27 protein-coding genes are annotated in these 26747 nt (G+C 72.1%); 6 read left to right on the top strand and 21 right to left on the bottom strand.

Features of this window, described 5'->3' with window-relative positions; translation table 11 throughout:
• Position 1: 1 nt before the first annotated feature.
• The 3 genes from AB0F68_RS10720 to AB0F68_RS10710 are packed head-to-tail and all read right to left on the bottom strand — an operon-like array spanning position 2 to position 1601.
• On the bottom strand, positions 2-415 hold the full coding sequence (locus tag AB0F68_RS10720) for a PPOX class F420-dependent oxidoreductase (protein ID WP_357335014.1): 414 nt from the start codon (positions 413-415) through the stop codon (positions 2-4).
• Positions 412-984 (bottom strand): NAD(P)H-dependent oxidoreductase, encoded by a 573-nt coding sequence (locus AB0F68_RS10715; protein ID WP_357335012.1) that lies wholly within the window; start codon positions 982-984, stop codon positions 412-414. Before AB0F68_RS10715 ends, AB0F68_RS10720 begins: the two co-directional genes overlap by 4 nt.
• Entirely contained in the window at positions 972-1601 is a 630-nt protein-coding gene (locus AB0F68_RS10710; RefSeq protein WP_357335010.1) for a hypothetical protein, read from the bottom strand. Before AB0F68_RS10710 ends, AB0F68_RS10715 begins: the two co-directional genes overlap by 13 nt.
• A 57-nt stretch (positions 1602-1658) precedes the next feature.
• Here AB0F68_RS10710 and AB0F68_RS10705 point away from each other — a divergent pair, with 57 nt between their 5' ends.
• Positions 1659-2135: a MarR family transcriptional regulator gene (locus AB0F68_RS10705; protein WP_357335008.1), complete on the top strand. Its 477-nt coding sequence runs from the start codon at positions 1659-1661 to the stop codon at positions 2133-2135.
• 1 nt (position 2136) lies between these two features.
• The gene (locus AB0F68_RS10700) at positions 2137-2997 is read left to right on the top strand and encodes a putative RNA methyltransferase (RefSeq protein WP_357335006.1); all 861 of its coding nucleotides are present in this window, start codon (positions 2137-2139) and stop codon (positions 2995-2997) included.
• A 12-nt stretch (positions 2998-3009) separates the two neighbouring features.
• Here the strand turns inward: AB0F68_RS10700 and AB0F68_RS10695 are convergent, their stop codons facing one another.
• The 9 genes from AB0F68_RS10695 to AB0F68_RS10655 all read right to left on the bottom strand — a co-directional run bounded on the left by AB0F68_RS10695 (position 3010) and on the right by AB0F68_RS10655 (position 13094).
• Positions 3010-3690: a DUF4272 domain-containing protein gene (locus tag AB0F68_RS10695; RefSeq protein ID WP_357335004.1), complete on the bottom strand. Its 681-nt coding sequence runs from the start codon at positions 3688-3690 to the stop codon at positions 3010-3012.
• A 101-nt stretch (positions 3691-3791) separates the two neighbouring features.
• The gene (locus AB0F68_RS10690) at positions 3792-5072 is read right to left on the bottom strand and encodes a thymidine phosphorylase (protein WP_357335001.1); all 1281 of its coding nucleotides are present in this window, start codon (positions 5070-5072) and stop codon (positions 3792-3794) included.
• 55 nt (positions 5073-5127) lie between these two features.
• Entirely contained in the window at positions 5128-5847 is a 720-nt protein-coding gene (locus AB0F68_RS10685) for a cytidine deaminase (protein WP_357334998.1), read from the bottom strand.
• Positions 5848-5940: 93 nt separating this feature from the next.
• Complete coding sequence (locus AB0F68_RS10680; protein ID WP_357334995.1) at positions 5941-7218, bottom strand: ABC transporter permease; 1278 nt, start codon at positions 7216-7218, stop codon at positions 5941-5943.
• A 4-nt stretch (positions 7219-7222) separates the two neighbouring features.
• Positions 7223-8581 carry an ABC transporter permease gene (locus tag AB0F68_RS10675; protein WP_357334992.1) on the bottom strand — a complete coding sequence of 453 codons (1359 nt, stop codon included), beginning with the start codon at positions 8579-8581 and terminating at the stop codon, positions 7223-7225.
• Positions 8578-10071, bottom strand: a complete 1494-nt coding sequence (locus tag AB0F68_RS10670; RefSeq protein WP_357335371.1) for an ABC transporter ATP-binding protein — start codon at positions 10069-10071, stop codon at positions 8578-8580. Before AB0F68_RS10670 ends, AB0F68_RS10675 begins: the two co-directional genes overlap by 4 nt.
• A gap of 269 nt (positions 10072-10340) precedes the next feature.
• Entirely contained in the window at positions 10341-11411 is a 1071-nt protein-coding gene (locus AB0F68_RS10665; RefSeq protein WP_357335369.1) for a BMP family ABC transporter substrate-binding protein, read from the bottom strand.
• A gap of 276 nt (positions 11412-11687) precedes the next feature.
• Positions 11688-12029 (bottom strand): hypothetical protein, encoded by a 342-nt coding sequence (locus AB0F68_RS10660; protein ID WP_091261434.1) that lies wholly within the window; start codon positions 12027-12029, stop codon positions 11688-11690.
• Positions 12030-12086: 57 nt separating this feature from the next.
• Positions 12087-13094: a hypothetical protein gene (locus AB0F68_RS10655; protein WP_357334986.1), complete on the bottom strand. Its 1008-nt coding sequence runs from the start codon at positions 13092-13094 to the stop codon at positions 12087-12089.
• A gap of 98 nt (positions 13095-13192) precedes the next feature.
• Here AB0F68_RS10655 and AB0F68_RS10650 point away from each other — a divergent pair, with 98 nt between their 5' ends.
• The gene (locus AB0F68_RS10650) at positions 13193-13786 is read left to right on the top strand and encodes a TetR/AcrR family transcriptional regulator (protein WP_357334984.1); all 594 of its coding nucleotides are present in this window, start codon (positions 13193-13195) and stop codon (positions 13784-13786) included.
• 91 nt (positions 13787-13877) lie between these two features.
• On the opposite strand, the gene AB0F68_RS10645 is transcribed toward AB0F68_RS10650, so the two are convergent.
• From AB0F68_RS10645 to AB0F68_RS10630, 4 genes are all read right to left on the bottom strand, one after another.
• Positions 13878-15689 carry a glycoside hydrolase family 13 protein gene (locus AB0F68_RS10645; RefSeq protein ID WP_357334980.1) on the bottom strand — a complete coding sequence of 604 codons (1812 nt, stop codon included), beginning with the start codon at positions 15687-15689 and terminating at the stop codon, positions 13878-13880.
• Positions 15690-15830: 141 nt separating this feature from the next.
• Positions 15831-16730: a sugar ABC transporter permease gene (locus AB0F68_RS10640; protein WP_357334977.1), complete on the bottom strand. Its 900-nt coding sequence runs from the start codon at positions 16728-16730 to the stop codon at positions 15831-15833.
• Positions 16727-18367, bottom strand: coding sequence for an ABC transporter permease subunit (locus AB0F68_RS10635; protein ID WP_357334974.1), 1641 nt, complete (start codon positions 18365-18367; stop codon positions 16727-16729). The genes AB0F68_RS10640 and AB0F68_RS10635 overlap by 4 nt, the downstream gene beginning before the upstream one ends.
• Positions 18367-19617: a maltose ABC transporter substrate-binding protein gene (locus tag AB0F68_RS10630; RefSeq protein ID WP_357334972.1), complete on the bottom strand. Its 1251-nt coding sequence runs from the start codon at positions 19615-19617 to the stop codon at positions 18367-18369. The genes AB0F68_RS10635 and AB0F68_RS10630 overlap by 1 nt, the downstream gene beginning before the upstream one ends.
• 197 nt (positions 19618-19814) lie before the next feature.
• Here AB0F68_RS10630 and AB0F68_RS10625 point away from each other — a divergent pair, with 197 nt between their 5' ends.
• From AB0F68_RS10625 to AB0F68_RS10615, 3 genes are all read left to right on the top strand, one after another.
• Entirely contained in the window at positions 19815-20885 is a 1071-nt protein-coding gene (locus AB0F68_RS10625; protein WP_357334969.1) for a LacI family DNA-binding transcriptional regulator, read from the top strand.
• A 164-nt stretch (positions 20886-21049) separates the two neighbouring features.
• A complete protein-coding gene (locus tag AB0F68_RS10620; RefSeq protein ID WP_357334966.1) occupies positions 21050-22684 on the top strand; it encodes a glycoside hydrolase family 13 protein in 1635 nt (544 codons plus the stop codon).
• 164 nt (positions 22685-22848) lie between these two features.
• A complete protein-coding gene (locus tag AB0F68_RS10615) occupies positions 22849-23211 on the top strand; it encodes a VOC family protein (RefSeq protein WP_357334963.1) in 363 nt (120 codons plus the stop codon).
• A gap of 3 nt (positions 23212-23214) precedes the next feature.
• Here AB0F68_RS10615 and AB0F68_RS10610 read toward each other — a convergent pair whose 3' ends face one another.
• From AB0F68_RS10610 to trpS, 5 genes are all read right to left on the bottom strand, one after another.
• A complete protein-coding gene (locus AB0F68_RS10610; protein WP_357334960.1) occupies positions 23215-23652 on the bottom strand; it encodes a hypothetical protein in 438 nt (145 codons plus the stop codon).
• A gap of 74 nt (positions 23653-23726) precedes the next feature.
• Complete coding sequence (locus AB0F68_RS10605; protein WP_357334958.1) at positions 23727-24101, bottom strand: GntR family transcriptional regulator; 375 nt, start codon at positions 24099-24101, stop codon at positions 23727-23729.
• Positions 24098-25033, bottom strand: a complete 936-nt coding sequence (locus AB0F68_RS10600; protein ID WP_357334954.1) for a YhjD/YihY/BrkB family envelope integrity protein — start codon at positions 25031-25033, stop codon at positions 24098-24100. The genes AB0F68_RS10605 and AB0F68_RS10600 overlap by 4 nt, the downstream gene beginning before the upstream one ends.
• Before the next feature lie 57 nt (positions 25034-25090).
• On the bottom strand, positions 25091-25672 hold the full coding sequence (locus tag AB0F68_RS10595) for a 2'-5' RNA ligase family protein (RefSeq protein WP_357334951.1): 582 nt from the start codon (positions 25670-25672) through the stop codon (positions 25091-25093).
• A 23-nt stretch (positions 25673-25695) separates the two neighbouring features.
• Positions 25696-26721 (bottom strand): tryptophan--tRNA ligase, encoded by a 1026-nt coding sequence (trpS, locus tag AB0F68_RS10590; RefSeq protein ID WP_357334948.1) that lies wholly within the window; start codon positions 26719-26721, stop codon positions 25696-25698.
• Positions 26722-26747 lie beyond the last annotated feature (26 nt).

The following is a 26747-nucleotide window of genomic DNA, read 5'->3' as shown; positions in this document are numbered from 1 at the left end:
CTCACGGCCGCCAGCCGTACACCCGCTCGACCGTGAGGCGGAGCACCAGCCGGCCGTCGGCCACCATGGCCGCCCGGTAGTCCGCCCAGTCCGGGTGCTCGCCCCGGATCCGCCGGTAGACCTCGACGAGTTCCTCGACCGTGGCGTCGTCGGCCGCCGCGGCCGGCGGGGTGACGGCCACCCGCCCCTCGGCCACCGCGTACGCCCCGCCGTCAGGTGTGCTGACGTGGAAGCTGGCCCGCGGGTCGCGCAGCAGGTTGCGCACCTTCGCCCGGTCGCCGGTGGTGGAGCAGCGGATCAGCCCCGGCTCGGCCAGGTAGTCGACGTTGGAGAGCTGCGGCCGGCCGTCCCGGCGCAGGGTGACCAGCACCCCGCGCCCCCGCTCGCCGAAGAGCTCCCAGAGCCGGGCGGTCACGCCGCCACCGCCCGCAGCGGGGCGAGCGCCACGGCCAGCCGGGCGAGCTGGTCGAGCATCAGGTCCGCCGCCTCGTCCCGCCCGGGATCGGGCCGCAGTTCGCCCGCGTCGTCCAGCGCCTGCCGCAGGAAGATCGTCACCGCCTCGTTGACCGGCACCATGTTCAACGTGGTCACCACCTGCTTGATCATCTGCACCGCCCGCAGGCCCCCGGATGTCATGCCGTAGCTGACGAAGCCCACCGGCTTGTGCCGCCACTCGTCGTAGAGGTAGTCGATCGCGTTCTTCAGCGGCGCGCTGAAGCCGTAGTTGTACTCCGGCATCACCAGCACGAAGGCGTCCGCGGCCGCGGTGGTCGCGCTCCATGACCGGGTGTGCTCGTGCAGGTAGATCCCCTCGGACGGGTGGTGCGGCTCGTCGTGGAACGGCAACCCGACCTCGGCGAGGTCGACCAGGCGTACTTCGTCGAAGGCGCCGTGGCGGACGGCGGCCGCGGTGAACCAGTCACCGATCCGGCGGCCCACCCGGCCGGGTCGGGTGCTGGCGACGATCACGTTCAGGCGGGGCATGGCGGGGTCACTCCTGTCGGGGCGGGCCGGCCGGGGACCGGCACGGCGAGTCGGGGGATGAGGAACTGGGCGAGCGGCCCGATGGCCAACGCGTACAGCAGGGTGCCGGGACCGACCGTGCCCCCGAGCAGCCAGCCGACGGCGAGCACCGCCAGCTCGATCAGGGTGCGGACCCGGCCGATGGGCAGACCGCGCGCGGCGAGGCCGGTCATCAGGCCGTCCCGAGGCCCGGGCCCGAGGCGGGCGCCGAGGTAGAGGCCGGTGGCAACCCCGTTGAGCAGCACGCCGAGGAGCAGCAGGCCGATCCGGGCGGGAAGCGCGGACAGCGGCGGCAGTACGGCCAGCACCGCGTCGAGCGCCAGGCCGACCAGCGCGACGTTGGCCACCGTCCCGACGCCGGGCCGCTGGCGCAGCGGAAACCAGAGCAGCAGGACCAGCAGCGCCACGCCGTTGACGACCCACCCGAGCGGCAGACCGGTTCGGGCGGCAAGGCCCTGGTGCAGCACGTCCCAGGAGGACAGGCCGAGATCCGCACGGACCATCAGCGCCACGCTGGCGCCGAAGAGGGCCAGGCCGGCGAGGAGCCGCACGAGCCGCGTCGGCAATGTGGTTGACATGTCATCGACCGTAGAGCGGGTTTGGTGACATGTCAACAAGTCGGTTAGGCTCGGCACATGGACGCCCCACGCTGGCTGGATGCGCGCGAGAACAGGGCCTGGCGCGGCTACCGCCGGATGCGCCGCCTGCTCGACCTGGAGCTGGCCCGGGAGCTGATGCAGGACGCCGGCCTCTCCGAGCCGGACTACGACGTCCTCTCCGACCTCTCCGAGACGCCCGACCAGCGGCTGCGGCTCAGCGAGCTGGCCGACCGGATGCTCTGGTCGCGCAGCCGGCTGTCCCACCATCTGGCCCGGATGCAGCAGCGCGGCCTGGTCGGCCGGGAAGAATGTCCCTCGGACGGCCGCGGCTCGGTCGTCGTGCTCACCCCGGCCGGCCGGGCTGCCATCGAGGCCGCCGCCCCGGGCCACGTCGCCGCGGTCCGGCGACACCTCATCGACCTGTTGACCCCGGAGGAGATCGACGCGCTCGGCGCGCTGACCCAGCGGGTGGTCGACCGCCTGTCCGGCCGCCGGACCACACCGGAGGGCTGACGTGGACCACCGCATCCTCGACCGGCTGCGCTGCCCGGTCTGCGCCGAGCCGCTGGCCGAGACCACCGCCGGCACCGCCCAAGCGCTGCGCTGCCCGCGCCGGCACAGCTTCGACGTCGCCCGCCAGGGTTACGTCAACCTGCTCGCCGGCGGCGCCCCGCACACCGGGGACACCGCCGAGATGGTCGCCGCCCGCGCCGACTTCCTGGCCGCCGGCCACTACGAACCCGTCGCCGCCGCGCTCGCCGCGACCGCCCGCCAGATCGTGTCCGGCTCCTGTCGCGACGCGTACCCCCTGGTGGTGGACGCCGGCGCCGGGACCGGGTGGTACCTCGCGGCGGTGCTGGCGGCGCTGCCGGACGCCGTCGGCCTGGCCCTGGACGTGGCCAAGCCGGCGCTGCGCCGCGCGGCCCGCGCCCACCCGCGCGCCGCCGCGGCGCTCGCCGACACCTGGCAGCGGCTGCCGCTGGCCGACCGGTCCGCGGCCGTGCTGCTCAACGTCTTCGCGCCCCGCAACGGCCCCGAGTTCCACCGGGTGCTCCACCCGACCGGCGCGCTGCTGGTGGTCACCCCGGCCGCCGACCACCTCACCGAACTGGTCGAGGCGCTCGACCTGCTGCGGGTCGACCCGGCCAAGGCGGACCGGGTCGCCGGCAGCCTGAGCGGGCAGTTCACCGAGGAGTCGGCGGCCGAGCACCGGGTCCGGCTGGAACTCAGCCGGACCGAGGTGGCCACCCTGGTCGGGATGGGCCCCAGCGCCTGGCACGCCGACCCGGCCCACCTCGCCGAGCGGATCGCCGCGCTGCCCGAGCCGGTGCCGGTGACCCTCGCCGTGCGGCTCGGCGTGCACCGGCCCCGCTGACCACCCCAGCGGTCAGGTGGAGAGGTCGACCTCTTCCCAGCCCGGCGGGTCGTCGTGGTACGGCCCGCGCAGCACCACCGCCCACTCCAGCGCCCACCGGCGCTGCCCGATGGCGTTCGCGTCCACCAGCCCGGGCAGCGCCAGCCCGGCCTCCTCCGACTCCAGGTACGCCCAGTCCAGGCAGTAGTGCAGGTCGAGCAGGGCGGCCGCGTCGGCCGGATGCTGCGGGGCGGCCAGGATCCGGGCCCGCCACTGGCCGAAGGTCTCCCCGGTCACCAGGTTCGGCATCCGCTCGACCAGCCGCTCGTCCACCGGCACCGTCGGGTCCAGCTCCTTGGCCAGCCCGAGCACCCAGGCCAGCGAGAAGAGCGCGTCGTGGTGCAGCACGAACGACCGGTGGTCGCCCTTGCCGCCCATCACGAACTGCCACTCCGGCGGGGTCACCATCTCGACCAGGTGCGACTCCAGCAGCCAGCTCATCGCGGCCCGCGCGGGCATCCCGAAGCAGCGGGCCAGGATCACGTGCAGCACCGCGATCCGGGCCTCGATGTCCGGGGTGGGACGCAGCTCGATCTCGTCCCCCGGCTCCCAGACCAGCGGAAACTGCGGGGGCGGCAACGGGAGACCCAGCCGGGACAGCTCGTCGAGGCTCGCCTCACGAACGGCCCGGGGGTCGGGGGCGGGTACGCGCACGGCTCAGGTCCCTGTCTGCTCGCAACGGCTCATCGCCGGTCGGTCCCCCTTGGCCTGCGAGAATAGCGGCTCGGTCGGCACCGCACCATGACCGGGAAAGCTCAGCCGATCCGCTCGATCACCAGCGGCTTCGCGGCGGGGGCGGCCGGCGCGATCCGCACCGCCCGCTCCGCCTCGGCCAGCGCGGCCGGGATCCGCTCGGCGTGCTCGGCGCGCAACTCGTACAGCGGCTCGCCGGCGCGCACCGGGTCGCCGGGGCGCTTGTGCAGCACCACGCCGGCCGGGATGCTCACCGGGTCCTCCTTGCGCGCCCGGCCGGCGCCCAGCCGCCAGGCGGCCACGCCCATGGCGTACGCGTCGATCTCGGCGACGTAGCCGTCCTCGGTCGCGGTGACCACCTCGACCTCGCCGGCCGTCGGCATCGGGGCGTCCGGGTCGCCGCCCTGCGCCCGGATCATCGCGCGCCAGGCGTCCATGGCCCGGCCGTCCCGCAGCGCCGCCTCGGGGTCGGCGTCCGGCAGGCCGGCCACGGCCAGCATCTCCCGGGCCAGCGCCAGGGTCAGCTCCACCACGTCGGCCGGGCCGCCGCCGGCCAGCACCTCGACCGACTCGGTCACCTCGACCGCGTTGCCGATGGCCAGGCCGAGCGGAGTGGACATGTCGGTGAGCAGGGCGACCGTGCGCACCCCGTGCGCCCCGCCCAGCTCGACCATGGTCCGGGCCAGCTCGCGGGCGTCGTCGACGTTCTTCATGAAGGCGCCGGAGCCGACCTTCACGTCGAGCACCAGCGCCCCGGTCCCCTCGGCGATCTTCTTGCTCATGATCGAGCTGGCGATCAGCGGGATGGCCTCGACGGTGCCGGTCACGTCGCGCAGCGCGTACAGCTTGCGGTCGGCCGGGGCCAGCCCGTCGCCGGCCGCGCAGATCACCGCGCCGACGTCGCGAAGCTGGGCGATGAACTCGTCGTTGCCGAGCGCGGCCCGCCAGCCGGGGATCGACTCCAGCTTGTCCAGGGTGCCGCCGGTGTGGCCGAGGCCCCGGCCGCTGAGCTGCGGCACGGCCGCGCCGCAGGCCGCGACCAGCGGCGTCAGCGGCAGGGTGATCTTGTCGCCGACGCCGCCGGTGGAGTGCTTGTCCACGGTCGGCCGGGCCACCGGCGAGAGGTCCAGCCGCTCACCGCTGGCGATCATCGCGGCGGTCCACCGGGCGATCTCCGGGGCGGTCATGCCGCGCAGCAGGATCGCCATGGCCAGCGCCGACATCTGCTCGTCGGCCACCAACCCCCTGGTGTACGCGTCGACCACCCAGTCGATCTGGCCGTCGCTCAGCACGCCCCCGTCCCGCTTGGCCCGGATGACGTCAACCGCCGTGAATGCACTCATTGAATGATCTTTCCTCGTCGTTGGGGAACCGAGCCACGAACCGCGATCCCCAAGCTCACGCACCGGACCAGCGGATCGGGATCTCCAGGGGCGGGTCACCCTCACCGGCCCAGAAGATGGTGCCCGACGCGTCCACCACGACGACACGCGGCGTCCGGGCCAGCCCCCAGGTGATCGCCTCGGCCGGGTCGTCCCAGGTCGGGCCCTCCTCCAGCACGCCGGTCTCGGCGTCCTCGGTGTCCCCGGCCGACCGCTCCCAGTACGCCGTCCAGACCTGCTGCCCGGCGGAGAGGTCGGGGTGCACGAAGACGGTGCCCCGGCCCCGCCAGGCGGCCAGCCGCTCCGGCACCACCGGCAGCGGGGTCTCGCCGACCACGGCCTCGAGGTCCTCCACGCCGAACGCGTGCGGCAGCAACTCGGCCATCCGCAGCGGCCGGCCCTTCGTCTCGACCAGGCACTCCGGGCCGCCGTTCTCCCAGAGCAGCTGTCGGCAGCGCCCGCAGGGCATGAGCGGCTCGCCGGTGGCGTCGACGCAGGACAGCGCGACGATCCGGCCGCCGCCGGTGGCGTGCAGGGAGGAGACCACCCCGCACTCGGCGCAGAGGACCACGCCGTACGCGGCGTTCTCCACGTTGCAGCCGACCACCACCCGGCCGTCGTCGACCAGGGCGGCCGCCCCGACCGGGAACTTCGAGTAGGGCGCGTACGCGTGCCGCATGACCTCGGTGGCGGCGGCCCGCAGCCGCTCCCAGTCGATCTCCATCACGCCTCCCATTCTGCCCAATTCACGCTGATCGGTCGCGGTGGCGGCCGGAGACGGGCGTGCCCGGCGAGATCTCCCCCGCCGGGCACGCTGCGTCGCGGGCGGTCAGCCCTTGATGTACGGCTTGCCGTCGGCGGCCGGCGCCCGGACCCTGCCGACGAGCCCGGCCACCGCCAGGATCGTCGCCAGGTAGGGCAGCATCGCCAGGAACTGGCTCGGGATGCTGCTGCCGATCGCCCCCAGGTAGGTGGCGAGCTGGTCGGCGAAGCCGAAGAAGAGCGCCGCGAGCAGCGCACCGGTCGGGCTCCACCGGCCGAAGATCAGCGCGGCCAGGGCGATGAAGCCCTTACCGCCGATCATGTTCTTGGTGAACGAGTAGAGCGCCAGCGTGTAGGAGGCGCCGCCCACGCCGGCCACCAGGCCGGCCATGATCACGTTGCGGTAGCGCAGCCGCAGCACCTTCACACCGAGCGTGTCGGCGGCCGTCGGGTGCTCACCCACCGACCGGGTCCGCAGGCCCCACCGGGTACGGAACAGCGCGAGGTGGATGACCAGCACCAGCAGCAGGCCGAGGTAGAGGAAGATGTTGCCCCGGAACAGCGCCGGGCCGATCAGCGGGATGTCCTTGAGCAGCGGGATCTCCCAGTTGCCGAACCGAGGCGCGCTGTTGTACTTCGTCGCGTCGGTCTGCATCAGCCGCTCGTAGAGGAAGCCGGTGACCCCGAGCGCCAACAGGTTGAGCACGGTGCCCATGACCACCTGGTCGACCAGGTAGCGGATCGCGAAGACGGCGAGCAGCAGCGAGATGATCGCGCCGCCGACCGCCGCGGCCAGCAGGCCCACCCAGACGTTCTGGTAGATGCTGCCGAAGAGCGCCCCGCTGAACGCCCCCATCAGCAGCTGACCCTCGATCGCCACGTTGACCACGCCGGTCCGCTCGCAGAGCACACCGGACAGCGCGCCGAAGATCAGCGGCAGGGCCAGGATGAACGTGCCCCGGACAATGTTGACCAGCGGCATGAAGTTGCGCCCCTCGGGGGCGGCGGAGACCTGCCAGCACAGGAAGCTGAGCACGAAGGCGACCAGCCCGACACCGAGCAGCACGGTGAGCCAGCGCTTCGGCACGCCGGCGAGCAGCGCGCCCCCGGCCGCCGCGGCCACGACGCCGAAGAGGATCGCACCGACGGTTCCGGTGATCTCCAGGGCGGCGCCGCCCTCGGTCTCGCTGAGGGTGAACCGGGCCTGTTGGCCGGTCGCGAGCGCGCCGAACAGCACGGCGGAGAGCACGCCCAGCGCCAGCAGGACGACACCGACCTTGCGGGTACGCGTCCAGAAGCCCTCGTCGACGGTGACGGCGACGTCGGGGACAGCCATGGTCGACATTGCCTTACCAGCCCTTCGCCAGGCTCGTCTGCAACCGGGCCGCGCGAGCGGCCCGCAGCTGGAAGATCGCCTTTACCAGGGCCGGCGCGGCCACGAAGATGACGATCAGCGCCTGGAGCACGGTGACCAGCTCCAGCGAGATCCCGGAGTACGACTGCATCCGGTTGCCGCCGGCCTGCAGCGCGCCGAAGAGCAGCGCGGCGAGCAGCACGCCCCATGGCTTCAGCCGCCCGAGCAGCGCGACCAGGATGCCGTCGAAGCCGATCTGTGCGATCACCAGCGGGGTGAGCGCGTTCGCGGTCGAGCCGAGCACCATGTTCGACCCGCCGAGGCCGGCCAGCAGACCCGCGATCGCCATGACCAGCACGTACGTCTTGGTGACGCTGATGCCGGCGGTCCGGGCGGCGTCCGGGTTCTCGCCGACCGCGCGCAGCTCGAAGCCGAGCGTCGAGCGGTTCAGCAGCCAGGCGATGAACCAGGTGATCAGCACCGCGACCAGGATGCCGGCGTGCACCCGCAGGTTGTCGCCGAGCAGCCGGGGCAGCTGGGCGGAGGACTCGACCGGCTTGCTGATCGCGTCCGACCGGTTCGGGTTCTGCACCCCGTTCTGGACGATGATCCAGGACAGGAAGTAGACCGCGACGTAGTTGAGCATGATCGTGGTGATCACCTCGTGGGCGCCGGTGCGCGCCTTGAGGATGCCCGGGATGAAGCCCCAGAGCGCGCCGCCGGCCGCACCGGCGATCAGCGCGACCAGCAGGTGCACCCCGGGCGGCAGCGGAAGCGCGAAGCCGACGACGGCGGCGAGGATGACGCCGATGGTCGCCTGACCCTGGGCGCCGATGTTGAACAGGCCGCCCCGGAAGGCGAGCGCCACCGACAGGCCGGTGAAGACCAGCGGCGCGGTGTACGTCAGCGTCTCCGAGATCGGGCCGAGCGCGGCGGTGAAGCCGGACGCGTCCGGGTCGAAGATGGCGCCCTTGAACAGGTTCGCGTACGCCTCGCTGACCACGGTCCAGCTGGCGTTGAGCGCGTCCGCCGGGCGGGCGGTGATGTAGCCGTAGGTGGCCAGCACCTCCGGGTCGGAGACGATGATCAGCACCGCGCCGACCAGCATGGCCAGCAGCACCGCGAGCACGGTCACGGTGACCGTGTTGGCCGCCCAGAGGTTGTCCAGGAAGAGCCGGCCCAGCGAGGGGCGGGACTCCGGGGCCGCGGGCTGCTTCGTCGCGGTGGCGGGCGCCGCCCGCTCGGTGTCGCCGGGGGGCGCGACCGGTGTCGCCCGGGCCTCGCTCCGCGCCTCCTGCGCCTCGGTCGCCGGCTCCTTGTCCGGGGAGCCCGAGACCGGGTTGGGGTTACTCATGCCTCGTCCTCGTTGCCAGCGCCGTCGGTGGTCGTGGTGGCGGTGTCCGGCGTGATGCCGGCCATCAGCAGGCCGATCTCCTCGCGCGGGGTGTCCGGGCCGACCACGCCGATGATCCGGCCGCGGTACATCACCGCGATCCGGTCGGCCAGGCCGATCACCTCGTCCAGCTCGCTGGAGACGACCATGACGGCGGTGCCGATGTCCCGCTCGCGGATGACCCGGCTGTGGATGAACTCGATCGAGCCGACGTCCACGCCCCGGGTGGGCTGGGCGGCGATGAAGAGCTTCAGCGGCCGGGACAGCTCCCGGGCCACGATCACCTTCTGCTGGTTGCCGCCGGACAGGGTGCCGACCGCCGCGTCGGCCGAGGAGGTGCGGACGTCGAACTGCTCGATCCGCTCCTTCGCCGACTTCGCGATGGCGTCCGGCTTGAGCGAGAGGCCCTTGCCGAAGGGCGGCCGGTCGTAGATGTCCAGCACCAGGTTCTCCGCGACGGAGAACTCCTTGACCAGGCCGTCGACGCTGCGGTCCTCCGGGACGTACCCGACGCCGGCGCGGAGCACCTTCTTGGTGGTCCAGCCGTGCACGGCCTGGCCGTCCAGGGTGATCGAGCCGGCGAGCACCGGGCGCAGGCCCATGATCGCCTCGATCAGCTCGGTCTGCCCGTTGCCCTGCACACCCGCGATGCCGAGCACCTCACCGGCGTGCACGGTCAGGTCGATGCCGTCGACCGCGCGGACCTGCCGGTCGTCGTCGACGACCAGGCCGGCCACCTCGAGGATCGGCTTGCCCGGCTGGGCCGGCTTCTTGTCCACGGTCAGCCGGACGCTGCGGCCCACCATCAGCGCGGCCAGCTCGTCCCGGCTGGCGCTCGGCTCGGCGGTGCCGACCGTCTTCCCGCGCCGGATCACCGTGATCCGGTCGGCGACCGCCTTGACCTCGCCCAGCTTGTGGGTGATGAAGACGATCGACTTGCCGGCCTCCTTGAGCGACCGCATGACCGTGAGCAGTTCCTCGGTCTCCTGCGGGGTCAGCACGGCGGTCGGCTCGTCGAGGATGAGCAGGTCGACGTCGCGGGTGAGCGCCTTGACGATCTCCACCCGCTGCTGGATGCCGACCGGCAGGTCCTCGATCACCGCGTCCGGGTCGACCCGGAGGTTGTACCGCTCGGAGACCTCGGCGACCTCGCGCCGGGCCCGCCGACGGTCCAGGAAGCCGGTGAAGGCCCCCTTGACCTGCTCCGCGCCGAGCATCACGTTCTCGGCCACGGTGAAGACCGGCACCAGCATGAAGTGCTGGTGCACCATGCCGATCCCGGCGGCGATCGCGTCGGACGGACCCCTCAGCTTCAGCGGCTTGCCGTCGACCAGGATCTCGCCCTCGTCGGGCTGGTAGAGCCCGTAGAGCACGTTCATCAGGGTCGACTTGCCGGCGCCGTTCTCGCCGAGCAGGGCGTGGATCTCTCCAGGCTCCACCGTCAGGTCGATGTGGTCGTTGGCGACCAGATCACCGAACCGCTTGGTGATGCCGCGCAGTTCGAGTCTCAGCGCAACCTCCTGGAGTGCGAGCGATGGTGCAGCGTAGCGACTGCCGCGCCGCCACCGCGCCGGGTGGGGGTCAGTGGGGGATCAAGGTGACCGGCCGCCCCGACGTCGCGCGGGGTCTTCCCCACGCAGGTCGAGGCGGCCGGATCGTCAAACCTGGTGCCCGCCGGCCCCCGCGGCCGATGATCTCACCGCGGCGGTCGGCGGAGCGGTCACTTGGTCGGCTGGGCCTTCGAGGTGACGGTGATGGTGCCGGCGGCGATGTCCGCCTTGATCTTGTCGACCTCGGCCTTCAGGTCCGCCGGGACCTTGCTGTCGAAGTCGTGGTACGGCGCGATCGAGACGCCGTTGTTGGCCAGGGTGCCGACGAAGCCCGGCTTGGCCTGGAGCTTCTCGCCGTTGGCGGCCTTCAGCACGGCGTCCTTGACGGCGTCCGGGATGTTCTTGACGACCGTGGTGACCAGCGCCGGGCAGTTCGGGGTGCTCTCGCAGCCGTCGACGTCCACCCAAACGACCGAGTACTTGCCGTTGGAGGCCTGCGCGGCGGCGGTGGTGCCGAGGCCCGCGCCACCGGCGACCGGCATGATGATGTCGGCGCCCTGGGCGACCAGCGCGTCGGAGACCTTCTTGCCTTCGTCCTGCTTGACGAAGTCGTTGGTGAAGGAGCCCTTCTGGGCGGCCTTGTCCCAGCCGATGACCTGGACGTTCTTGCTCTTGGCCTTGTTGTAGTACGCCACGCCGTCGGCGAAGCCGTCCATGAAGATGGTGACCGGCGGGATCGGCAGACCGCCGTAGGTGCCGACCTTGCCGGTCTTGCTCAGCCCGGCGGCCAGGTAACCGGCCTGGAAGGCGGCCTGCGCGGTGTCGAACTGCATCGGGTAGATGTTGTCGACACCCGGGTTCGCGTCCACGATGGCGAACTGCTGGTTCTTGTTCGCCTCGGCGGCCTTCTTGGTGGCGTCCGACATCAGGCCACCGACGGCCAGGATGAAGTCGCACTTCTGGTTGACGAACCCGGTCAGGTTGACCTCGTAGTCCGCCTCGGCCTTCGACTGGACGTTCTTGATGTCGATGTTGTCGTTCTCCTTCTTCGCCTCCTGCAGGCCCTTCCAGGCCGAGGTGTTGAAGGACTTGTCATCGATGCCACCGACGTCGGTCACCATGCAGGCGGTGAACTTCTTGCCGCCGTTGCCGCCGGCGTTGTTGTCGTCCTTGGGAGCCTCACCACATGCGGCGGCGCCCAGCACGAGGCCACCCGCCACGATGGCGGAGGCGATCCGCATCCCACGCACAGAGCGCAAGACGTCTCCTTCCCATTGCACACCGCGTCGTGCGCGGTGGCAGCCCTTGCGCCGGCCTGCGGTGTGCCGCCGGCGTCCCACGTTACGGACGGGAGCGTACGCCCGCGCCCACCCACCGGCCGACAATCGTGCACGACTGTTGAGCGGTCGTTACCCCTACGTAACCCACGCGTGGGGCACATCACCTTTCGTGCCGGCGACCCTCCGGAGAGGTGTCGCGAACGTCCGTTTCCGCTGGTCTCCCGCTGCGCCGCGGGGCTACCGCCAGAAGACCGCCACCGCCGCGTTGACCAGCGTCAACCCGATGATCGCAAGGAAATGCCCGCGGTTCACGGACTCCCGCTTACGGGAGAAGAAGACCATGACAAAGATCAGCAGCGCGAGCACCAACTTGGTAACAAGCTTGGCCGGTGCCGGCTCGTCGCCGTCGCGCAACGGGGCGGAGAGACCGATTCCGGTCAGCAGCCCGATCACCGAGCCCCAGAGCATGGCCGCGTTGATCCGCAGCCGGCCGCTGACGTACTGGGCGATCGCACCGCCGAGCAGCATCGCGAACCCGATCAGATGGACGTAGAGAAGGATCAGTCGAAGAGCTTCCACACCGATCATCCTCCCCCATCAACGACGTCCTGTAGTAGCCGGCCCGGCGAGGTGCCGTCATACCGTGACCTCGGCCGGCCGCGCGTCCGGCGCCGGGCTGCCCACGCCGGTCCCGACGGTCCGACGGCCGACAAGCACCAGGGCGAGGCCGACCAGCGCGTAGCCGGCCAGCACGGTCAGCGGCCGGCCGGCGCCCGCGCCGTCGAAGAACGCGGCCGAGCGCAGCAGCGTGCCGCCCGCGCCGACCGGCAGGAACTGCCCGACCGTGCCCCAGGGCTGCGGCAGCAGCTCGGGCGCCGCGCCGACCGCGGAGAGCGGGTTGCCGACCAGGAAGACCAGCAGCGCGCCGAGCCCGAGCCCGGCACCGCCGAGCAGCGCACCGAGGCCCGCCACGGTGCCCGCCGCGGCGAGCGCGAACAGCCCCATCACGGCCGCCTCGAGCCATACGTCGCCGTCGAGGACGCCGAGCCAGCCGTGCAGGACCGCGGCCCCGACCAGGCCGGCCAGGACGGCGTAGCCGAGCAGGCCGGCCAGCCGCGCGCCGCGCCGGGCGACCAGCACGGTGAGCAGCGCTCCGGCCAGCATGCTGGTCAGCGCCAACGGCAGGAACCCGGCGGCGAAGCCGGCCCCGCGCGGGTCGTCCGGGTCGGCCGGCACGAGCTGCACCACCGGCACCGGCCGGCCGGCGGAGAGCTGCGCGGCGGCCTCGGTGAGCAGCGCGGCCACGGTCGGGCTCGCGGCCGGGGCGGTGTGCAGGGCCACGCCGTCCGGGCCGACCACGAAGGCGGCGTAGACCTCGCGGTCGCGCAGCGCCCGGTCGGCCGCGGCCCCGTCCGGCAGCGTGGTCACGGCGAAGCCGCCGGGCCGGGCGGCGGCGAGCCGGTCGGCCAGTTCGGCGGTTGCGGGCGGCGGCCCGGCGACGGCGACCGGCAGGTCGCGCGGCGCCAGGTGGGCGGCCGGCGCCGCGAAGAGGGGTACGAGCAGCGCCTGCACCACCACCGCCAGGCTGGCGAGCAGCGCGGCGAGCAGCCAGGGCGAGCGGATCCGAGACAGCCGAGCGGGCATCTCCGCCTCCTTAAAACGAACGTTCGTTCTCTTGAACTGAGCGTGCGATACCGCACGGTCCGCCGTCAAGAACGAACGTTCGCTTTACACTGTGGGTCGTGCCACGCGTATCGGACGAACACCTCGCGGCCCGCCGCCAGCAGATCCTCGACGCGGCCCGGCGCTGCTTCCGGCGCGACGGCTTCCACAACACCTCGATGCAGGACGTGATCAGGGAGGCCGGCCTCTCGGTCGGCGCGGTCTACCGCTACTTCCCGAGCAAGAACGACCTGATCACCGCGATCGCGCAGTCGGTGGTCGGCGGGGCCGAGGGGATCTTCGCCGAACTGGCGGCGGCCGACCCGCCGCTGCCGCTGGTCGACGCGCTGGACCGCGCACTCACCTACGTCGACACGCAGACCGGCCCGGACGGCGTACTGCCACTGGCCATCCAGGTGTGGGGCGAGGCGCAGCGGGATCCGGCGCTCGCCGAGTTCGTCGGCCGGACGTACACCGGTTTCCGCAACCACTTCACCACGCTGGCCCGGCGCGCCCACGCGGCCGGCGAACTACCCGCGGACGCCGACCCGGAGGCGGTCGGCGCGGCCCTGTTCGCCCTGGTCCCCGGCTACGTCCTGCAACGCGTCCTGACCGGCACCCCCGACCGCGCCACCTACCTGTCAGGCGTCCGCGCCCTGCTCCCCCGCCCCTGACTCCCCCGCGATCTTGCAGTTGGCGCCCCTACAGGAGGGGCAAAAGCCGCAGAACGCGGGCCCAAACTGCAAGATCGCGGAGACGGTGGGGTCAGGTAAGGCGCCAGACCTGGAAGGTGGGGCCGTCTGCGGGGAGAGTCACCGTGCCGGTGGTGTCGGGGCGTAGGGCGGGGGCGCCACCGTACACGTTGTCGCCGGTCGGCAGGCCGGTCAGGCGGACCGGGGTGCCGGGCGCGCGGCGGGCCAGCACCAGCACCGCGCCGGTCGGCGCCTCGCGGAGGAAGACCAGCGTGTCGGCGTCGGCGTGCACCCAGCGCAGGCCGCCGTGCCGCAGCGCCGGCTCGGTGCGCCGCAGCGCCAGCAGCGACCGGTACGCGTCGAAGGTGGGCGTGTCCCAGCTCTCCGGCCGGTGCCACGGCATCGGGGTACGCGAGCCCTCCCCGTTGTCGCCGGTCAGGCCCAACTCGTCGCCCGCGAAGATCACCGGCGTGCCCGGCATGGTGGCGAGCAGGCCGGCGGCCACCTCCTGCCGGGCCGCGCCGCCGACCACGGTCCGGATCCGGGCCGAGTCGTGCGAGCCGAGCAACTGCCACGAGTGCGTGTACGACCGCCACGAGATCAGCGACCGGTAGGTGTTCATGGTGGCCAGCACGGCGCCCGCGTCCCGCCGCCGCACCCCGCCGGGCGTCCCGAGGAAGTTCGGCACCGGGTCGTCACCGAGACGCAGCCAGGACCAGACCGGGTCGGTGAAGCCGACGTAGTTCATGGTGCCGTGCCAGCCGTCCCGGTCCAGGTCACCGGTGTGGTCGTGGCCGTGTTCGGCGAGCAGCAGTCCGTCGGCCCGGGTGTCGGCGACCACCTCCCGCAGCAGCCGGGCCACCTCGTGGGTGTACGCGTCCGCGCCCCGCCGGCCGGTCATGTTCGCCACGTCCACCCGCCAGCCGTCCAGCGCGTACGGCGGGCGCAGCCAACGGCGCAGCAGCGAGTCCTCGGCGGTGGCGAAGCGCCGGCGCAGCTCGGCGCTGCCCCAGTTGAGCTTCGGCAGCGACTTGACCCCGTTCCAGGATTCGTAGTCCCCTCCGGCCAGGTCGAAGTAGTACAGCTCCCGCTCGGGCGCGTGCACGTCCGAGACGGCGGCGGTGAACCACTGGTGGGCGTCGCCGGTGTGGTTGCTGGTGATGTCACCGAGCAGCCGCCAGCCCCGGGCGTGCACCGCGTCGGCCAGCCGAGCCAGGGCCGCGTTCCCGCCGAGCAGCGGGTCGACCGTGTCGAAGCTCGCCGCGTCGTACCGGTGGTTGGAGCGCGCCGGGAAGATCGGCGTGAGGTAGACGGTGTTCACCCCGAGCCGGTCCAGGTGGTCCAGGCGCTCGGTGATCCCGTCGAGGTCGCCGCCGTAGAACTGCCGCGGCGTCTCCGGGCCGCGCCCGATCACCGGGGTGTCCCAGTCGCACGGGATCGCCCAGTCCGGCGCCGTCCGGCCGTCGGCGGCGGCCGAGCGGGCGAACCGGTCCGGGAAGACCTGGTAGATCACCGCGTCCCGGGCCCAGGCCGGCGGGGGCGCGTAGCTGACCAGTTTGAAGTCGCCGTTGTCCGGCACGTCGTGGTCGACCAGGCCGGCCGCGTTCAGCCAGCGGGCGCCCGCCGCGCCGTCGAGCAGGAAGCGGTAGTTGCTGACCGGGTTGCGGACCTCGACGTCGGCCCGCCACCACACGTCACCGCCCTCGGTGCGGTCGACCACCGCCTCGGCGAAGCGCGGCTCGCCGTCGCCGGTGGTCCGGACGTGCACCTGGCGGACGCCGGCGCCGGCCGGCACCCGGACGAAGACCGGGACGACCTGCCCGAGCGCGGGCTCCTGCTCGGGCAGGTAGGTGGCGGATCCGTCGTGGTGCGGCTGGAGAGACATGGGCATGCCTTTCGCGTCGTTCGAGACAGGGAGTGGGGCGGGCACCCGCCGCGGTCGGTCACCCGACCGCGACGGTCCGCCCGGAAACCGCTCCGGTGTACGTCGACACGACGCCCTTGCCGCAGCGTGAGCCGAGGAGGCTCAGCCTTTGACTGCTCCGGCGGTCAGGCCGGAGACGATGTAGCGCTGGAGCAACTGGAACACCAGCACCGTCGGGACGGCGGTGAGCAGGGTGCCCGCCGCGAACATCCCGAAGTTGTTGTTGCGCTCGCCCGCCACCAGGCCGAACATGCCGACCGCGAGGGTCTTCGACTCGGTGTTGGTGAGGAACACGTTGGCGATCATGAACTCGTTGATCGTGCCGATGAACGACAGCAGCGCGGTCACCGCCAGGATCGGCGCCACCAGCGGCAGCATGATCCGGAAGAAGACCTGGGCGTGCGAGGCGCCGTCCATGGTCGCCGACTCGTCCAGCTCCCGCGGCAGGGTGTCGAAGAAGCCCTTCATCAGCCAGGTGTTCACGCCCAGCGCGCCACCCATGTAGAGCAGGAACAGGCCCCACGGGGTGTTGAAGCCGATCACCGGCCACAGGTCGGTGACCGTGGTGAAGATCAGGAAGATCGCCACGATGGCCAGGAACTGCGGAAACATCTGGATCAGCAGCAGCGCGAGCAGGCCGACCCGGCGCCCGGCGAAACGCATCCGGGAGAACGCGTACGCCGCGAGCGCGGACAGGAAGATCGACAGGAAGCTGGCCGCACCGGCGATCAGCAGCGAGTTGAGGAACCAGTGGCCGAAGGCGGTCTTCCGGAACAGGTTGCTGAAGTTCTCGGCCGACGCCCCGGTCGGCAGCAGCTCGGTCGAGGAGAGTGTGCCGAGCGGGTTGAGCGCCGCGGAGAGCACGAACAGGATCGGGAAGAGGCTGAAGACCACGGCCAGCACCCCGACGAGGTGCCGCCAGCCCACCCGGGCGAACCAGCGATTCCTGGACCGGCCCTTCGCGTTGCGGTTGGCGACGGCGGCGTTCGCGTGGGTCGTCACGAGTACACCTCCTCCTGCTTGCGGGTCCGCCGGAAGCTGATCGCCGACACCGTGGCCACGATCGCGAAGATGAAGAGCGAGACCGCGGCGGCCATGCCGAACTCGGCGCCCTGGGCGCCGAAGGCCAGCCGGTAGGTGTAGGTGATGAGCAGGTCGGTGGCGCCGTTGGTCGGGTTGTCCGCCGGGAACGGCCCGCCCTCGGTGGTCAGCCAGATCGCGTTGATGTTGTTGAAGTTGTACGCGAACGACGCGATCAGCAGCGGCGAGAGCGCGACCAGCAGCAGCGGCAGGGTGACCGACCGGAACGACTGCCACGGGCTGGCCCCGTCGACCGAGCTGGCCTCGGTCAGCTCCCGCGGGATCGCCTGGAGCGCGCCGGTGGCCACCAGGAACATGTACGGGTAGCCCAGCCAGAGCTGCACCAGCAGCACCGCGAGCCGGGCCGTCCACGCACCGCCGAACCAGTCGACCCCCAGCCCGAACAGGTTGTTGACCAGGCCGAAGTCGGTGTTGAACATGTCCCGCCAGACCAGCAGCATCGCGAACGACGGCATGGCGTACGGCAGGATCAGCAGCACCCGGTAGAAGTTGGTGCCGCGCATCCGGGGCGAGTGCAGCGCGAGCGCGATGGCCATGCCGAGCAGGAAGGTGAGCCCGGTCGAGCCGATCGCGAAGGCGAAGTTCCACAGCAGCGTGCCGAAGAACGGCCCGGAGATGTTCGGGTCGGTGAGCACCCGGCTGAAGTTCTTCAGCCCGACGTTGACCTTCCAGCCCTGGGTGAGCCGCTCGCCGTCGTCGGCCACGAAGGATCCGGTCGCCGGGTCGGCGGTCCAGGTCTTGCCGGTCTCGCTGTCCTTGACGCAGTCGCAGCCCGCGTCGTACGCCCGGACGGCCTTGCCCTCGTAGGCGCGGGACAGGCCGTTGGAGCGGACCGCGCCGCCGGCGGTCGGCACCACCAGGTCGGTGATGTCCTTGCTGCGGCCGCTGGCCTGACCGAAGTTGAGCACGGTGAAGCCGGCCGCGTCGGTGATCTTGCCGGTCGGACTGACCGTGACGTCGCCGGCGTCGAGCTTGCGCAGGCCCTCCGCGTCACCCGCGAAGACCTCCCTGGTCTTCGGGTCGCTGAGCAGGAAGACCAGCGCGCCGGTGGCCGGGTCGCCCTTGGTGGCGATGGAGAGGGAGTACTCGGTGGAGCCGGGGACCTGCTGCACCGAGGAGGTCTGGATGGCGACGATCGCGTCGTCCTTGCTGCCGCGGTGGCCGTCACCGAAGTTCGTGAACGCGGTGCTCGCGGTGTAGAGCACCGGGAAGACCTGGAAGGCGATCAGGAAGAGCGTGCCGGGGACCAGGTACTTGGCCGGGATGTGCCGGCGGGTCAGGTAGAGGTAGAACAGGCCGGCGGTCGTGGCGGCGAGGATCCCCAGCCCGACCCAGTGCTCGGCCTCGACGAGCGGGAACGCCGCCCAGATCGCGATCCCGGCCACCAGGCCGAGCAGGACCACCTTGACGACGAGGCCGGTCGCGGTGATCGGCGCGTGGTTCCGCGCGGTACGGGATGTGCGCGGGAGCCCGCGGCGACCGGGCTCCCGGCCCGGGGCCTGCTCAGCAGACCCCGGGCCGGACAGCGACGTGCTCATTACTTGATCTGACCCGCGATGGTCTTGCCCGCGGCGGTGATCGTCTTGGCCGGGTCGGCGCCGCCGATGATGGCGGCCTCCGCCTTGCCGAACGGGTCCCAGATCGCGGCCATGGCCGGGATCGCCGGGAGCACCTGGCCGTTCCTGCCGGCCTCCTGGAACTTGGCCAGGTCGGCGTCCTCACCCTTGACCTGGTCGAAGGCGGCGGTCAGCGCCGGCGGGCGCGGCTCGGCCTTGTACAGCGCGACGGCCAGCTCCGGCTTGGTCACGTAGTTGGTGACGAACTCCTGCGCCAGGGCCTTGTTCTTGCCCTTGGCGGCGACGTAGAACGCCTGGACGCCCACGAACGGCTGGGCCTCCTTGCCACCGGCGAAGCCGGGGACCGGGGAGATGTCGTACTTGATGTTCGCCTTCTTGGCGTCAGCGATGGCCCACGGGCCGGAGACCAGGAAGGCGCACTTCTTGCCGGTGAAGGTGGCGATGGAGTTCTCGCCCGTGATGGAGCGCTTCAGCGCGCCGTCGCCCTTCTCACCGAGCTTCGCGATCTTCTGGAAGGCGGCGATCGACTCCGGCTTGCCCACGCCCAGGTCCTTCGGGTCGTAGTCGCCGTTGGCGGTGGTGCCGAACAGGTAGCCGCCGCCCGAGGTGTACAGCGGGTACACGTGGTACGCGTCGCCGTTCTGGCCGGACTGGAGGCAGAGGATCTCGCTGGCCTTCTTCTCAGCCTTGAGCTTCTTGCCGGCGGCGACCAGGTCCTCGATCGTCTTCGGCGCCTCGGGGGCCAGCTCGGTGTTGCGGATCAGCGCGATGTTCTCGGTGGCGTAGGGGACGCCGTAGAGCTGGCCGTTGAAGGTGACGGCCTTGATCGCGGTCTCGTTGAACGCGCTCTTCTGCTCGGCGGCGAGCTGCACCGGGTCGATGGCGCCATTCTGGACCATGTTGCCGATCCAGTCGTGCGCGCCGACCACGACATCCGGGCCGCTGCCCTGCTGCGAGGCGGTGACGAAGTTGGTCTGCAGGTCCTTGGAGACGGCCTGGACCTCGACGGTCACGCCGTTCTCCTTGCCGAACTCCTCGGCGAACGGCTTCAGGGCCGCGGTCCGCTTGTCGTCGGCCCAGATGACCAGCTTGCCGCCGGTGGCCTTGGCGGACTCCTTGGCGGCCGGCTTGTCGCCGTCACTGCCGCCGCAGCCGGACGCGGCGAGCGCCAGGCCGAGGACAGCGACCACACCCGCGGTACGGATGCGCATCGGTACTCCTGTCGTCATGGCGGCCCGCCGGGGGAAGGGCGGCCCGCCAGTGGAAAGCTCGAAAGTTTCTTGCTGACCGGCGCGGGGTGCTGCGCCGCTGCTCTCGCATGTTGCGGGGACGTTAGCAAGAGGTTGCAGATAATGGAAGGGCTTGCAGGAGCGTACGCAAGAAGTTGCCGGTGAGCTAAAGTGCCGCCATGCGCGCTCGACTGTCCGACATCGCCCAACAGGCCGAAGTCAGCGAGGCCACGGTGTCGCGGGTGCTCAACGACCGCCCCGGAGTGGCCCCGGAGACCCGGCAGGCTGTCCTCACCGCCCTCGACGTGCTCGGCTACGAGCGCCCCGCCCGGCTGCGCAAGCGCAGCGCCGGGCTGGTCGGCCTGGTCGTGCCCGAGCTGGACAACCCGATCTTCCCGGCCTTCGCCCAGGTCATCGAGTCGACGCTGGCGCAGAGCGGGTTCACCCCGGTGCTCTGCACCCAGACGCCCGGCGGGGTCACCGAGGACGAGTACGTCGAGATGCTGCTCGACCGGCAGGTCTCCGGGATCGTCTTCGTCTCCGGGCTGCACGCCGACACCGCCGCCAACCACGACCGGTACCGCGCGCTGATCGCCCGCCCGCTGCCGATCGTCATGATCAACGGGTACGCGCCCGGCATCGCGGCGCCCTTCGTCTCCTGCGACGACGGCGAGGCGACCGAGCTGGCCGTCGCACACCTGGTCGCCCTCGGCCACCGGCGGATCGGCCTGATCACCGGCCCGGACCGGTTCGTGCCGGTGCAGCGCCGGGTGACCGGCTTCCGCGCCGCGATGGCCCGGCTGGTCGGCACCACCGAGGCGGAGGTCGGCGAGCTGGCCGAGCTCTCCCTGTTCGGCGTCGAGGGCGGCGAGGCCGCCGCCGGCCGGCTCATCGAGCGGGGCGTCACCGGCCTGGTCTGCGGCTCCGACCTGATGGCGCTCGGCGCGATCCGGGCCGCCCGGCAGCGCGGCCTCGCCGTCCCCGACGACGTCTCGGTGGTCGGCTACGACGACTCTCCGCTGATGGCCTTCACCGACCCACCGCTGACCACCATGCGCCAGCCGGTCGCCGCCATGGCGGTGGCCGCCGTCCGGGCCCTGGTCGACGAGATCAACGGGCACGCGGCCCCGAACTCCGAGTACGTGTTCCGCCCCGAGCTGGTGGTGCGTGGCTCGACCGCGGTGGCCCGCGCGGCCGACACGGGCGGCGGCGCGAAGCGCCAGCGCTCCACCCTCGCCGTCCCCGCCTGACACCGCGCCGATCCGGCGGACCGGCCCCGCCCGCCGTCATTCCTTGCGCAAGGAATGCTTGACTCTTGCAGCGCAAGAGCGGCATTCTGCTCAGACACCCTGCGCCCACCACCAGCCCGCACCGGGCACCGCCGTCCCGCGCCACAGAACGGGGATCCTCACCGATGACCTCCGCCCCCCAGCCCACGCCGCTGACCGCCGACAACGACTGGTGGCGGTCCGCGGTCGTCTACCAGGTCTACGTCCGCAGCTTCGCCGACGCGAACGGGGACGGCGTCGGGGATCTCCAGGGCATCCGGCAGCGCCTGCCCCACCTGCGCGACCTCGGGGTGGACGCGCTCTGGCTGACCCCCTTCTACACCTCGCCGCAGGTCGACGCCGGCTACGACGTTGCCGACTACCGGGACGTGGACCCGCTCTTCGGCACCCTCACCGACTTCGACGCGATGATCACCGACGCGCACGCCCTGGGCCTGCGGATCATCGTGGACCTGGTGCCCAACCACACCTCCAGCGCCCACCCGTGGTTCACCGCGGCCCTCGCCGCCGGCCCCGGCTCCCCGGAACGCGAGCGCTACCTCTTCGCCGACGGCAAGGGCGAGCGGGGCGAACTGCCGCCCAACGACTGGGAGAGCATCTTCGGCGGCCCCGCCTGGACCCGGGTCGCCGACGGGCAGTGGTACCTGCACCTGTTCGACCCGGCCCAGCCCGACCTGAACTGGCGCCACCCGGAGGTACGCGCCGAGTTCGAGGACATCCTGCGGTTCTGGCTCGACCGGGGCGTGGACGGCTTCCGGATCGACGTGGCGCACGGGATGATCAAGGCCGAAGGGCTGCCGGACGTCGGCTTCAACTCGATGACCACCGGCCAGCGCCAGTCCGAACTGCTGGGCAAGGGCCGGCTGCCGTACTTCGACCAGGACGAGGTGCACGACATCTACCGCGCCTGGCGGCCGATCCTGGACAGCTACCCGGGCGGCCGGATGGCGGTGGCCGAGGCCTGGGCGGAGACCCCGCAGCGGCTGGCCCGCTACATCGGCCCGGACGAGCTGCACCAGGCGTTCAGCTTCGACTTCCTCGACGCCACCTGGTCGGCCGACTCGTTCCGCAAGGTGATCGACACCGCGCTCGCCGAGTCGACCATCGTCGGGGCGCCGACCACCTGGGTGCTCTCCAACCACGACCGGCAGCGGCACGTCACCCGGTACGGCGACGGCGAGGTCGGCCTGCGCCGCGCCCGGGCCGCCGCCCTGCTGATGTTCTCCCTGCCCGGCTGCGCCTACGTCTACCAGGGCGAGGAGCTGGGCCTGCCCGAGGTGCTGGACCTCCCCGACGAGCTGCGCCAGGACCCGGCGTTCCTGCGCACCGGGGAGAGCCGGGACGGCTGCCGGGTGCCGATCCCGTGGAGCGGCGAGCTGGCCCCGTACGGCTTCGGCCCGGAGGGCAGCGAGCTGAGCTGGCTGCCGGCCCCGGCGACCTGGCGTGCCCTCTCGGTGGCCGCCCAGGCCGGCATGGCCGGCTCGACGCTGGAGCTCTACCGGACCGCGCTGCGGATCCGGCACGAGCACCCGGCGCTGAGCGGCACCGGCGGCATCACCTGGCTGGAGACCGAGCCCGGGGTGCTGGCGTTCCGCCGCGCCGCCGGGGACGCCGAGCTGACCTGCGTGGTCAACCTCAGCGGCGCGGAGGTGACGATCACCGGCCACGGCCGGCCGGTCGTCGCCAGCGCCGACCTCACCGAGCGGGGCGACGGGCACGTCCTGCCGGTGGACGCGGCTGCGTGGTTCGAACGGCGCTGAGCCGGGTAACCCGCCATTGACCTGGTCGTCCGTTGTGCCCCGCGCCGACGGGCGGCTGGGCTACCGACCCCTTGTGGTGGGGGGTGAGGTGGCACCGGCCCCTCGGGGACTTCCGTTCCCGGGGGGTCGGTGTCCATCTGGGACCGTGGGGGTACCACGGGGTGATGACCGCACACGTGGCGCAGTACACCCTCGACGTCAGCGACCTCGATCGCATGGTCCGGTTCTGGTCGGCCGCCCTCGACTACACCGTCCGCCGGGGCGACGACGGCAGCGCCAGGCTCTATCCGCCGCCCGGCCGGCCCGGCCCCACCTTCTGGTTGCAGGGCAGCGGCACCCCGAAGCAGGGCAAGAACCGGCTCCACCTGGACCTGGTCTCCGACGGCGACCCGGCGGCCGAGGTCGACCGGCTGCTGGGGCTCGGCGCCCGGCACGCCGACGTCGGACAGACCGGCACGGAGGGCTTCGTGGTGCTGGCCGACCCGGAGGACAACGAGTTCTGCGTGCTCGAGAGGCCGCCGAGCTGAGCCTCAGGCGCCCCTGGCGGTGAGCAGCTGGGCGATCCGGGCGAGCCCGGCCCGCACCTCGTCCCGGCTGGGCGGCGCCACCGGCTCGGGCTCCCGCTCGGCGGCCAGCTCCAGCTCCTCGTCGATGACGTCCTCGAAGTCGCCGTAGAGGTCCGCCTGGTCGATCCGGGCCGCCTCGTCGTCGGCGGCGATCTGCGCGGCGGCGATCTCGCTGCGGATCTCCTCGGGCGTGAGCGCCGGCAGCAGCGGCTCCACCACCGCCATCAGCTGCTCCTCGGCCACCACCGCCTCGGCCAGGGCGAGCGCGTGGGGCCGCTCGTACGGGCCGCAGACCACCGGCTCCCACTCGTCGTCGTCGCCGAGCGGGCCGAAGGTGATGATCCACGGCAGGCCCAACATCGGCGAGTCGTCCGGCAGGTCCAGTGTCACAAGTGCGCCCACCGGCCCATCATGGTCGGTCGCGGCGCGGACGTGGGCCTCATTCACGCCAACTCCCCCCTCTCCGGCGGTCGCTCTCACCCGTGCGTACCGGCGTCCAGAGCCGCACGGACCAGGGCGACGGCGCGGTCCGGCGGGACGCCCAGGCGGAGCGCCTCGGCGGCGTACTCCGCGGCGGCGCGGTGCAGACGGTCGGTGGCGTCGTCGCGCCCCGGGGCCACCACGGTGCCGTGCCGACCACGGGTCTCCACCAGCCCGGCGGATTCCAGCTCCCGGTACGCCCGGGCCACGGTGTTGACCGCGAGGCCCAGGTCGGCGGCGAGCTGCCGGACCGCGGGCAGCCGGGTGCCGACCGCCAGCCGACCGTCGCCGATCATGCCGGCGAGCTGCCCGCGCACCTGCTCGTACGGGGGCACCGCCGAGTCCTGGTCGATCCGGATCCTGGTGCTCATCCCGCCCCTCCCGGCGTACCCGGGTCGGTCTCCTCGTCGATCTCCACGTCCACGTCCCGCCCGCCGCCGCCCTCGGCCAGGTCCACCACCCGGCCGTAGCGGCTGGTGGCGGCCAGCGCGGCGCCGAAGAGCACCATCTGGTTGAGCAGGTAGAGGTAGAGCAGCAGCCCCACCGCCGTGGCCACCACCGTGTAGGCGGGGTTCCGCTCGGTGCGCACCACGTAGTAGCGCCCGACGGTGTTGAGCAGCGTGATGCCGATGGCGACCGTCAGCACGGCGGGGCGCAGCCGGCGGCGGCTCATCCGCAGCCGCGGCACCGCCACCAGCATCGCGGTGGCCAGCACCGCGTTGACCAGCACGCTGAGCACCGCGCTGACCGTGGTCAGCCCGACCGATCCGGTGCTGCGCAGCAGGAAGCGCAGCAGCGATTCCAGCGCGTCCACGGCAGCCACCGAGACGCCGAGCAGCACGAAGACCGCGACCAGCACCCCCAGGTCGACCAGGCGGCGGACCACCAGGTTGCCGGGCTGCTGATTGAAGCCGTACATCAGCCGCTGCGAGGAACGGATCGCCTCGACCCAGCCGATCCCGGTGAAGACCAGGATGACCAGACCGACCACGCCGACGGTGTTGCTGCTCTCGGCGATCTGCTGGGGGTCGAGGAACGGCAGGTTCACCTCCAGGAAGTCGGCCGCCGCCCGGCTGACCTCACGGTTGTCCTGGAGGATCGTGCCGAAGATCCAGTAGCCGACCAGAGCCAACGCGAACACCGCGAAGAAGCCGTAGTAGGCGATCGCGGCGGCCAGCCGGCCGGCGAGCAGGTCGGCGTAGAGCGTGCCGGCGCGCCACACGTGGTCGAAGGCCGACGACCGGACGCGGACCGCGTCGATGCGGCGGCCCAGCGCGGCCTCGATCCGGCCGATGACGTTCACCCCGCCATCCTCGCCGATCTCCGGGCCCGGCGGTGGCCGGCCCGCCGCCTGCTCAGCTCAGCCGCCGAGGCGGAAGTCGCGGCGGGGCTGCCAGCGGGTCGCCCCGCTGTGCGAGAAGAGGGTGAACGCCTCCACCTCGAAGAGCGCGGAGAAGTCGGCCAGGTCCTCGTACGCCTTGTCGAGCACCTCGGGCGGCACGTCCTGGGCCACCGTGACGTGCGGGTGGTAGGGGAAGCGCGCCTCGCGGTGCAGCTCGGGGGCCGCGTTGATGGCGGCGGCGAGCAGTTCGCACTCGCTGATCCCGGCGGCCACCGCCACGAACACCACCTGGGTCACCGGCCGGAACGTGCCGGTGCCCCGCAGATGCAGGGTGAACGGCAGGTGGGTGGCGGCCACCCGGGCCAGGTGCTCCTCGACGGCGGGCAGCGCGCGCACCGGGATCTCGGTGGGCCCGAGCAGGGTGACGTGCGCCGGAACGGCCTGCGGGTCGCCGGCCTCGATCCGCCGGCGGGTGAGCATCCCGCCCCACGGCTCGGGGATGTCGACCGCGATCCCGATCTGGATGGTGTCACCGGCGTCCGGCGCCCCGTCCCTGCCATCCACGCTGCGCGCCACCCCTCCGGCCACCGACTGCGTCACCCGTTCCCGCCGTGCCCGGGCCGCTACTCGAACCGGACCGGCGGGAAGAAGCCGATCCGCTCGTACGCGGTGCACAGCGTCGCGTCGGCGACCGCGCGGGCCTTCTCCGCGCCGTGCGCGAGCAGCTTGTCGAGCTGCGCCGGGTCGTCCAGGTAGGCGCGGGTGCGCTCCTGGATCGGGGTGACGAACTCCCGGACCACCTCGGCGAGGTCCTTCTTCAGGTCGCCGTAGCCCTTGCCGTCGTACGCGGCGACGAGGTCGTCGATGCTCCGGCCGGAGAGCGCCGAGTAGATGGTGAGCAGGTTCGAGATGCCCGGCTTGCCCTCGGCGTCGAAGACGATCTCGCGGCCGGTGTCGGTGACCGCCGAGCGGATCTTCTTGGCCGAGCGGGCGGGCTCCTCCAGCAGGTCGATGATGCCGGCCGGGGAGGAGGACGACTTCGACATCTTGGCCGTCGGGTCCTGCAGGTCGGTGATCTTCGCGGTGTCCTTGACGATGTGCGGGGCGGGCACCGTGAAGGTCGGGCCGAACAGCGAGTTGAACCGCTGGGCCAGGTCGCGGGAGAGCTCCAGGTGCTGCCGCTGGTCCTCGCCGACCGGCACCGCGTGGGCCTGGTAGAGCAGGATGTCGGCGGCCTGGAGGATCGGGTAGGTGAACAGGCCGACGCTGGCCCGCTCGCTGCCCTGCTTCTGCGACTTGTCCTTGAACTGGGTCATCCGGCTGGCCTCGCCGAAGCCGGTGATGCAGCCGAGCACCCAGGCCAGCTGCGGGTGCTCGGGCACCTGCGACTGGACGAAGAGGGTGCTGCGCTCCGGGTCGAGGCCGACCGCGAAGAGCTGCGCGGCGGCGATCCGGGTGCGCTGCTTGAGCACCTTCGGGTCGTGCCCGGCCGTGATGGCGTGCAGGTCGACCACGCAGTAGAAGGCGTCGTGGCTCTCCTGCAGGGCCACCCAGTGCCGTACCGCGCCCAGGTAGTTGCCGAGGTGGAACGAGTCGGCCGTCGGCTGGATGCCGGAGAAGACGCGCGGGCGGGCGGGTACGTCGGACATGCCGGCAATTCTGTCAGCAAGCCCCG

The sequence above is a fragment of the Micromonospora sp. NPDC023966 genome, from assembly GCF_040639095.1.
Taxonomy (GTDB): Bacteria; Actinomycetota; Actinomycetes; order Mycobacteriales; family Micromonosporaceae; genus Micromonospora.
This window is presented reverse-complemented; position numbering and strand designations above follow the sequence as displayed.

What these genes read in the sequence shown, in the direction of transcription:
- AB0F68_RS10715 (WP_357335012.1), bottom strand. Translation starts at nt 984, where the DNA reads ATGCCCCGCCTGAACGTGATCGTCGCCAGCACCCGACCCGGCCGGGTG.
- AB0F68_RS10710 (WP_357335010.1), bottom strand. Translation starts at nt 1,601, where the DNA reads ATGTCAACCACATTGCCGACGCGGCTCGTGCGGCTCCTCGCCGGCCTG.
- AB0F68_RS10705 (WP_357335008.1), top strand. Translation starts at nt 1,659, where the DNA reads ATGGACGCCCCACGCTGGCTGGATGCGCGCGAGAACAGGGCCTGGCGC.
- AB0F68_RS10690 (WP_357335001.1), bottom strand. Translation starts at nt 5,072, where the DNA reads ATGAGTGCATTCACGGCGGTTGACGTCATCCGGGCCAAGCGGGACGGG.
- AB0F68_RS10685 (WP_357334998.1), bottom strand. Translation starts at nt 5,847, where the DNA reads ATGGGAGGCGTGATGGAGATCGACTGGGAGCGGCTGCGGGCCGCCGCC.
- AB0F68_RS10680 (WP_357334995.1), bottom strand. Translation starts at nt 7,218, where the DNA reads ATGTCGACCATGGCTGTCCCCGACGTCGCCGTCACCGTCGACGAGGGC.
- AB0F68_RS10675 (WP_357334992.1), bottom strand. Translation starts at nt 8,581, where the DNA reads ATGAGTAACCCCAACCCGGTCTCGGGCTCCCCGGACAAGGAGCCGGCG.
- AB0F68_RS10665 (WP_357335369.1), bottom strand. Translation starts at nt 11,411, where the DNA reads ATGCGGATCGCCTCCGCCATCGTGGCGGGTGGCCTCGTGCTGGGCGCC.
- AB0F68_RS10655 (WP_357334986.1), bottom strand. Translation starts at nt 13,094, where the DNA reads ATGCCCGCTCGGCTGTCTCGGATCCGCTCGCCCTGGCTGCTCGCCGCG.
- AB0F68_RS10645 (WP_357334980.1), bottom strand. Translation starts at nt 15,689, where the DNA reads ATGTCTCTCCAGCCGCACCACGACGGATCCGCCACCTACCTGCCCGAG.
- AB0F68_RS10635 (WP_357334974.1), bottom strand. Translation starts at nt 18,367, where the DNA reads ATGAGCACGTCGCTGTCCGGCCCGGGGTCTGCTGAGCAGGCCCCGGGC.
- AB0F68_RS10630 (WP_357334972.1), bottom strand. Translation starts at nt 19,617, where the DNA reads ATGCGCATCCGTACCGCGGGTGTGGTCGCTGTCCTCGGCCTGGCGCTC.
- AB0F68_RS10625 (WP_357334969.1), top strand. Translation starts at nt 19,815, where the DNA reads ATGCGCGCTCGACTGTCCGACATCGCCCAACAGGCCGAAGTCAGCGAG.
- AB0F68_RS10620 (WP_357334966.1), top strand. Translation starts at nt 21,050, where the DNA reads ATGACCTCCGCCCCCCAGCCCACGCCGCTGACCGCCGACAACGACTGG.
- AB0F68_RS10615 (WP_357334963.1), top strand. Translation starts at nt 22,849, where the DNA reads ATGACCGCACACGTGGCGCAGTACACCCTCGACGTCAGCGACCTCGAT.
- AB0F68_RS10605 (WP_357334958.1), bottom strand. Translation starts at nt 24,101, where the DNA reads ATGAGCACCAGGATCCGGATCGACCAGGACTCGGCGGTGCCCCCGTAC.
- trpS (WP_357334948.1), bottom strand. Translation starts at nt 26,721, where the DNA reads ATGTCCGACGTACCCGCCCGCCCGCGCGTCTTCTCCGGCATCCAGCCG.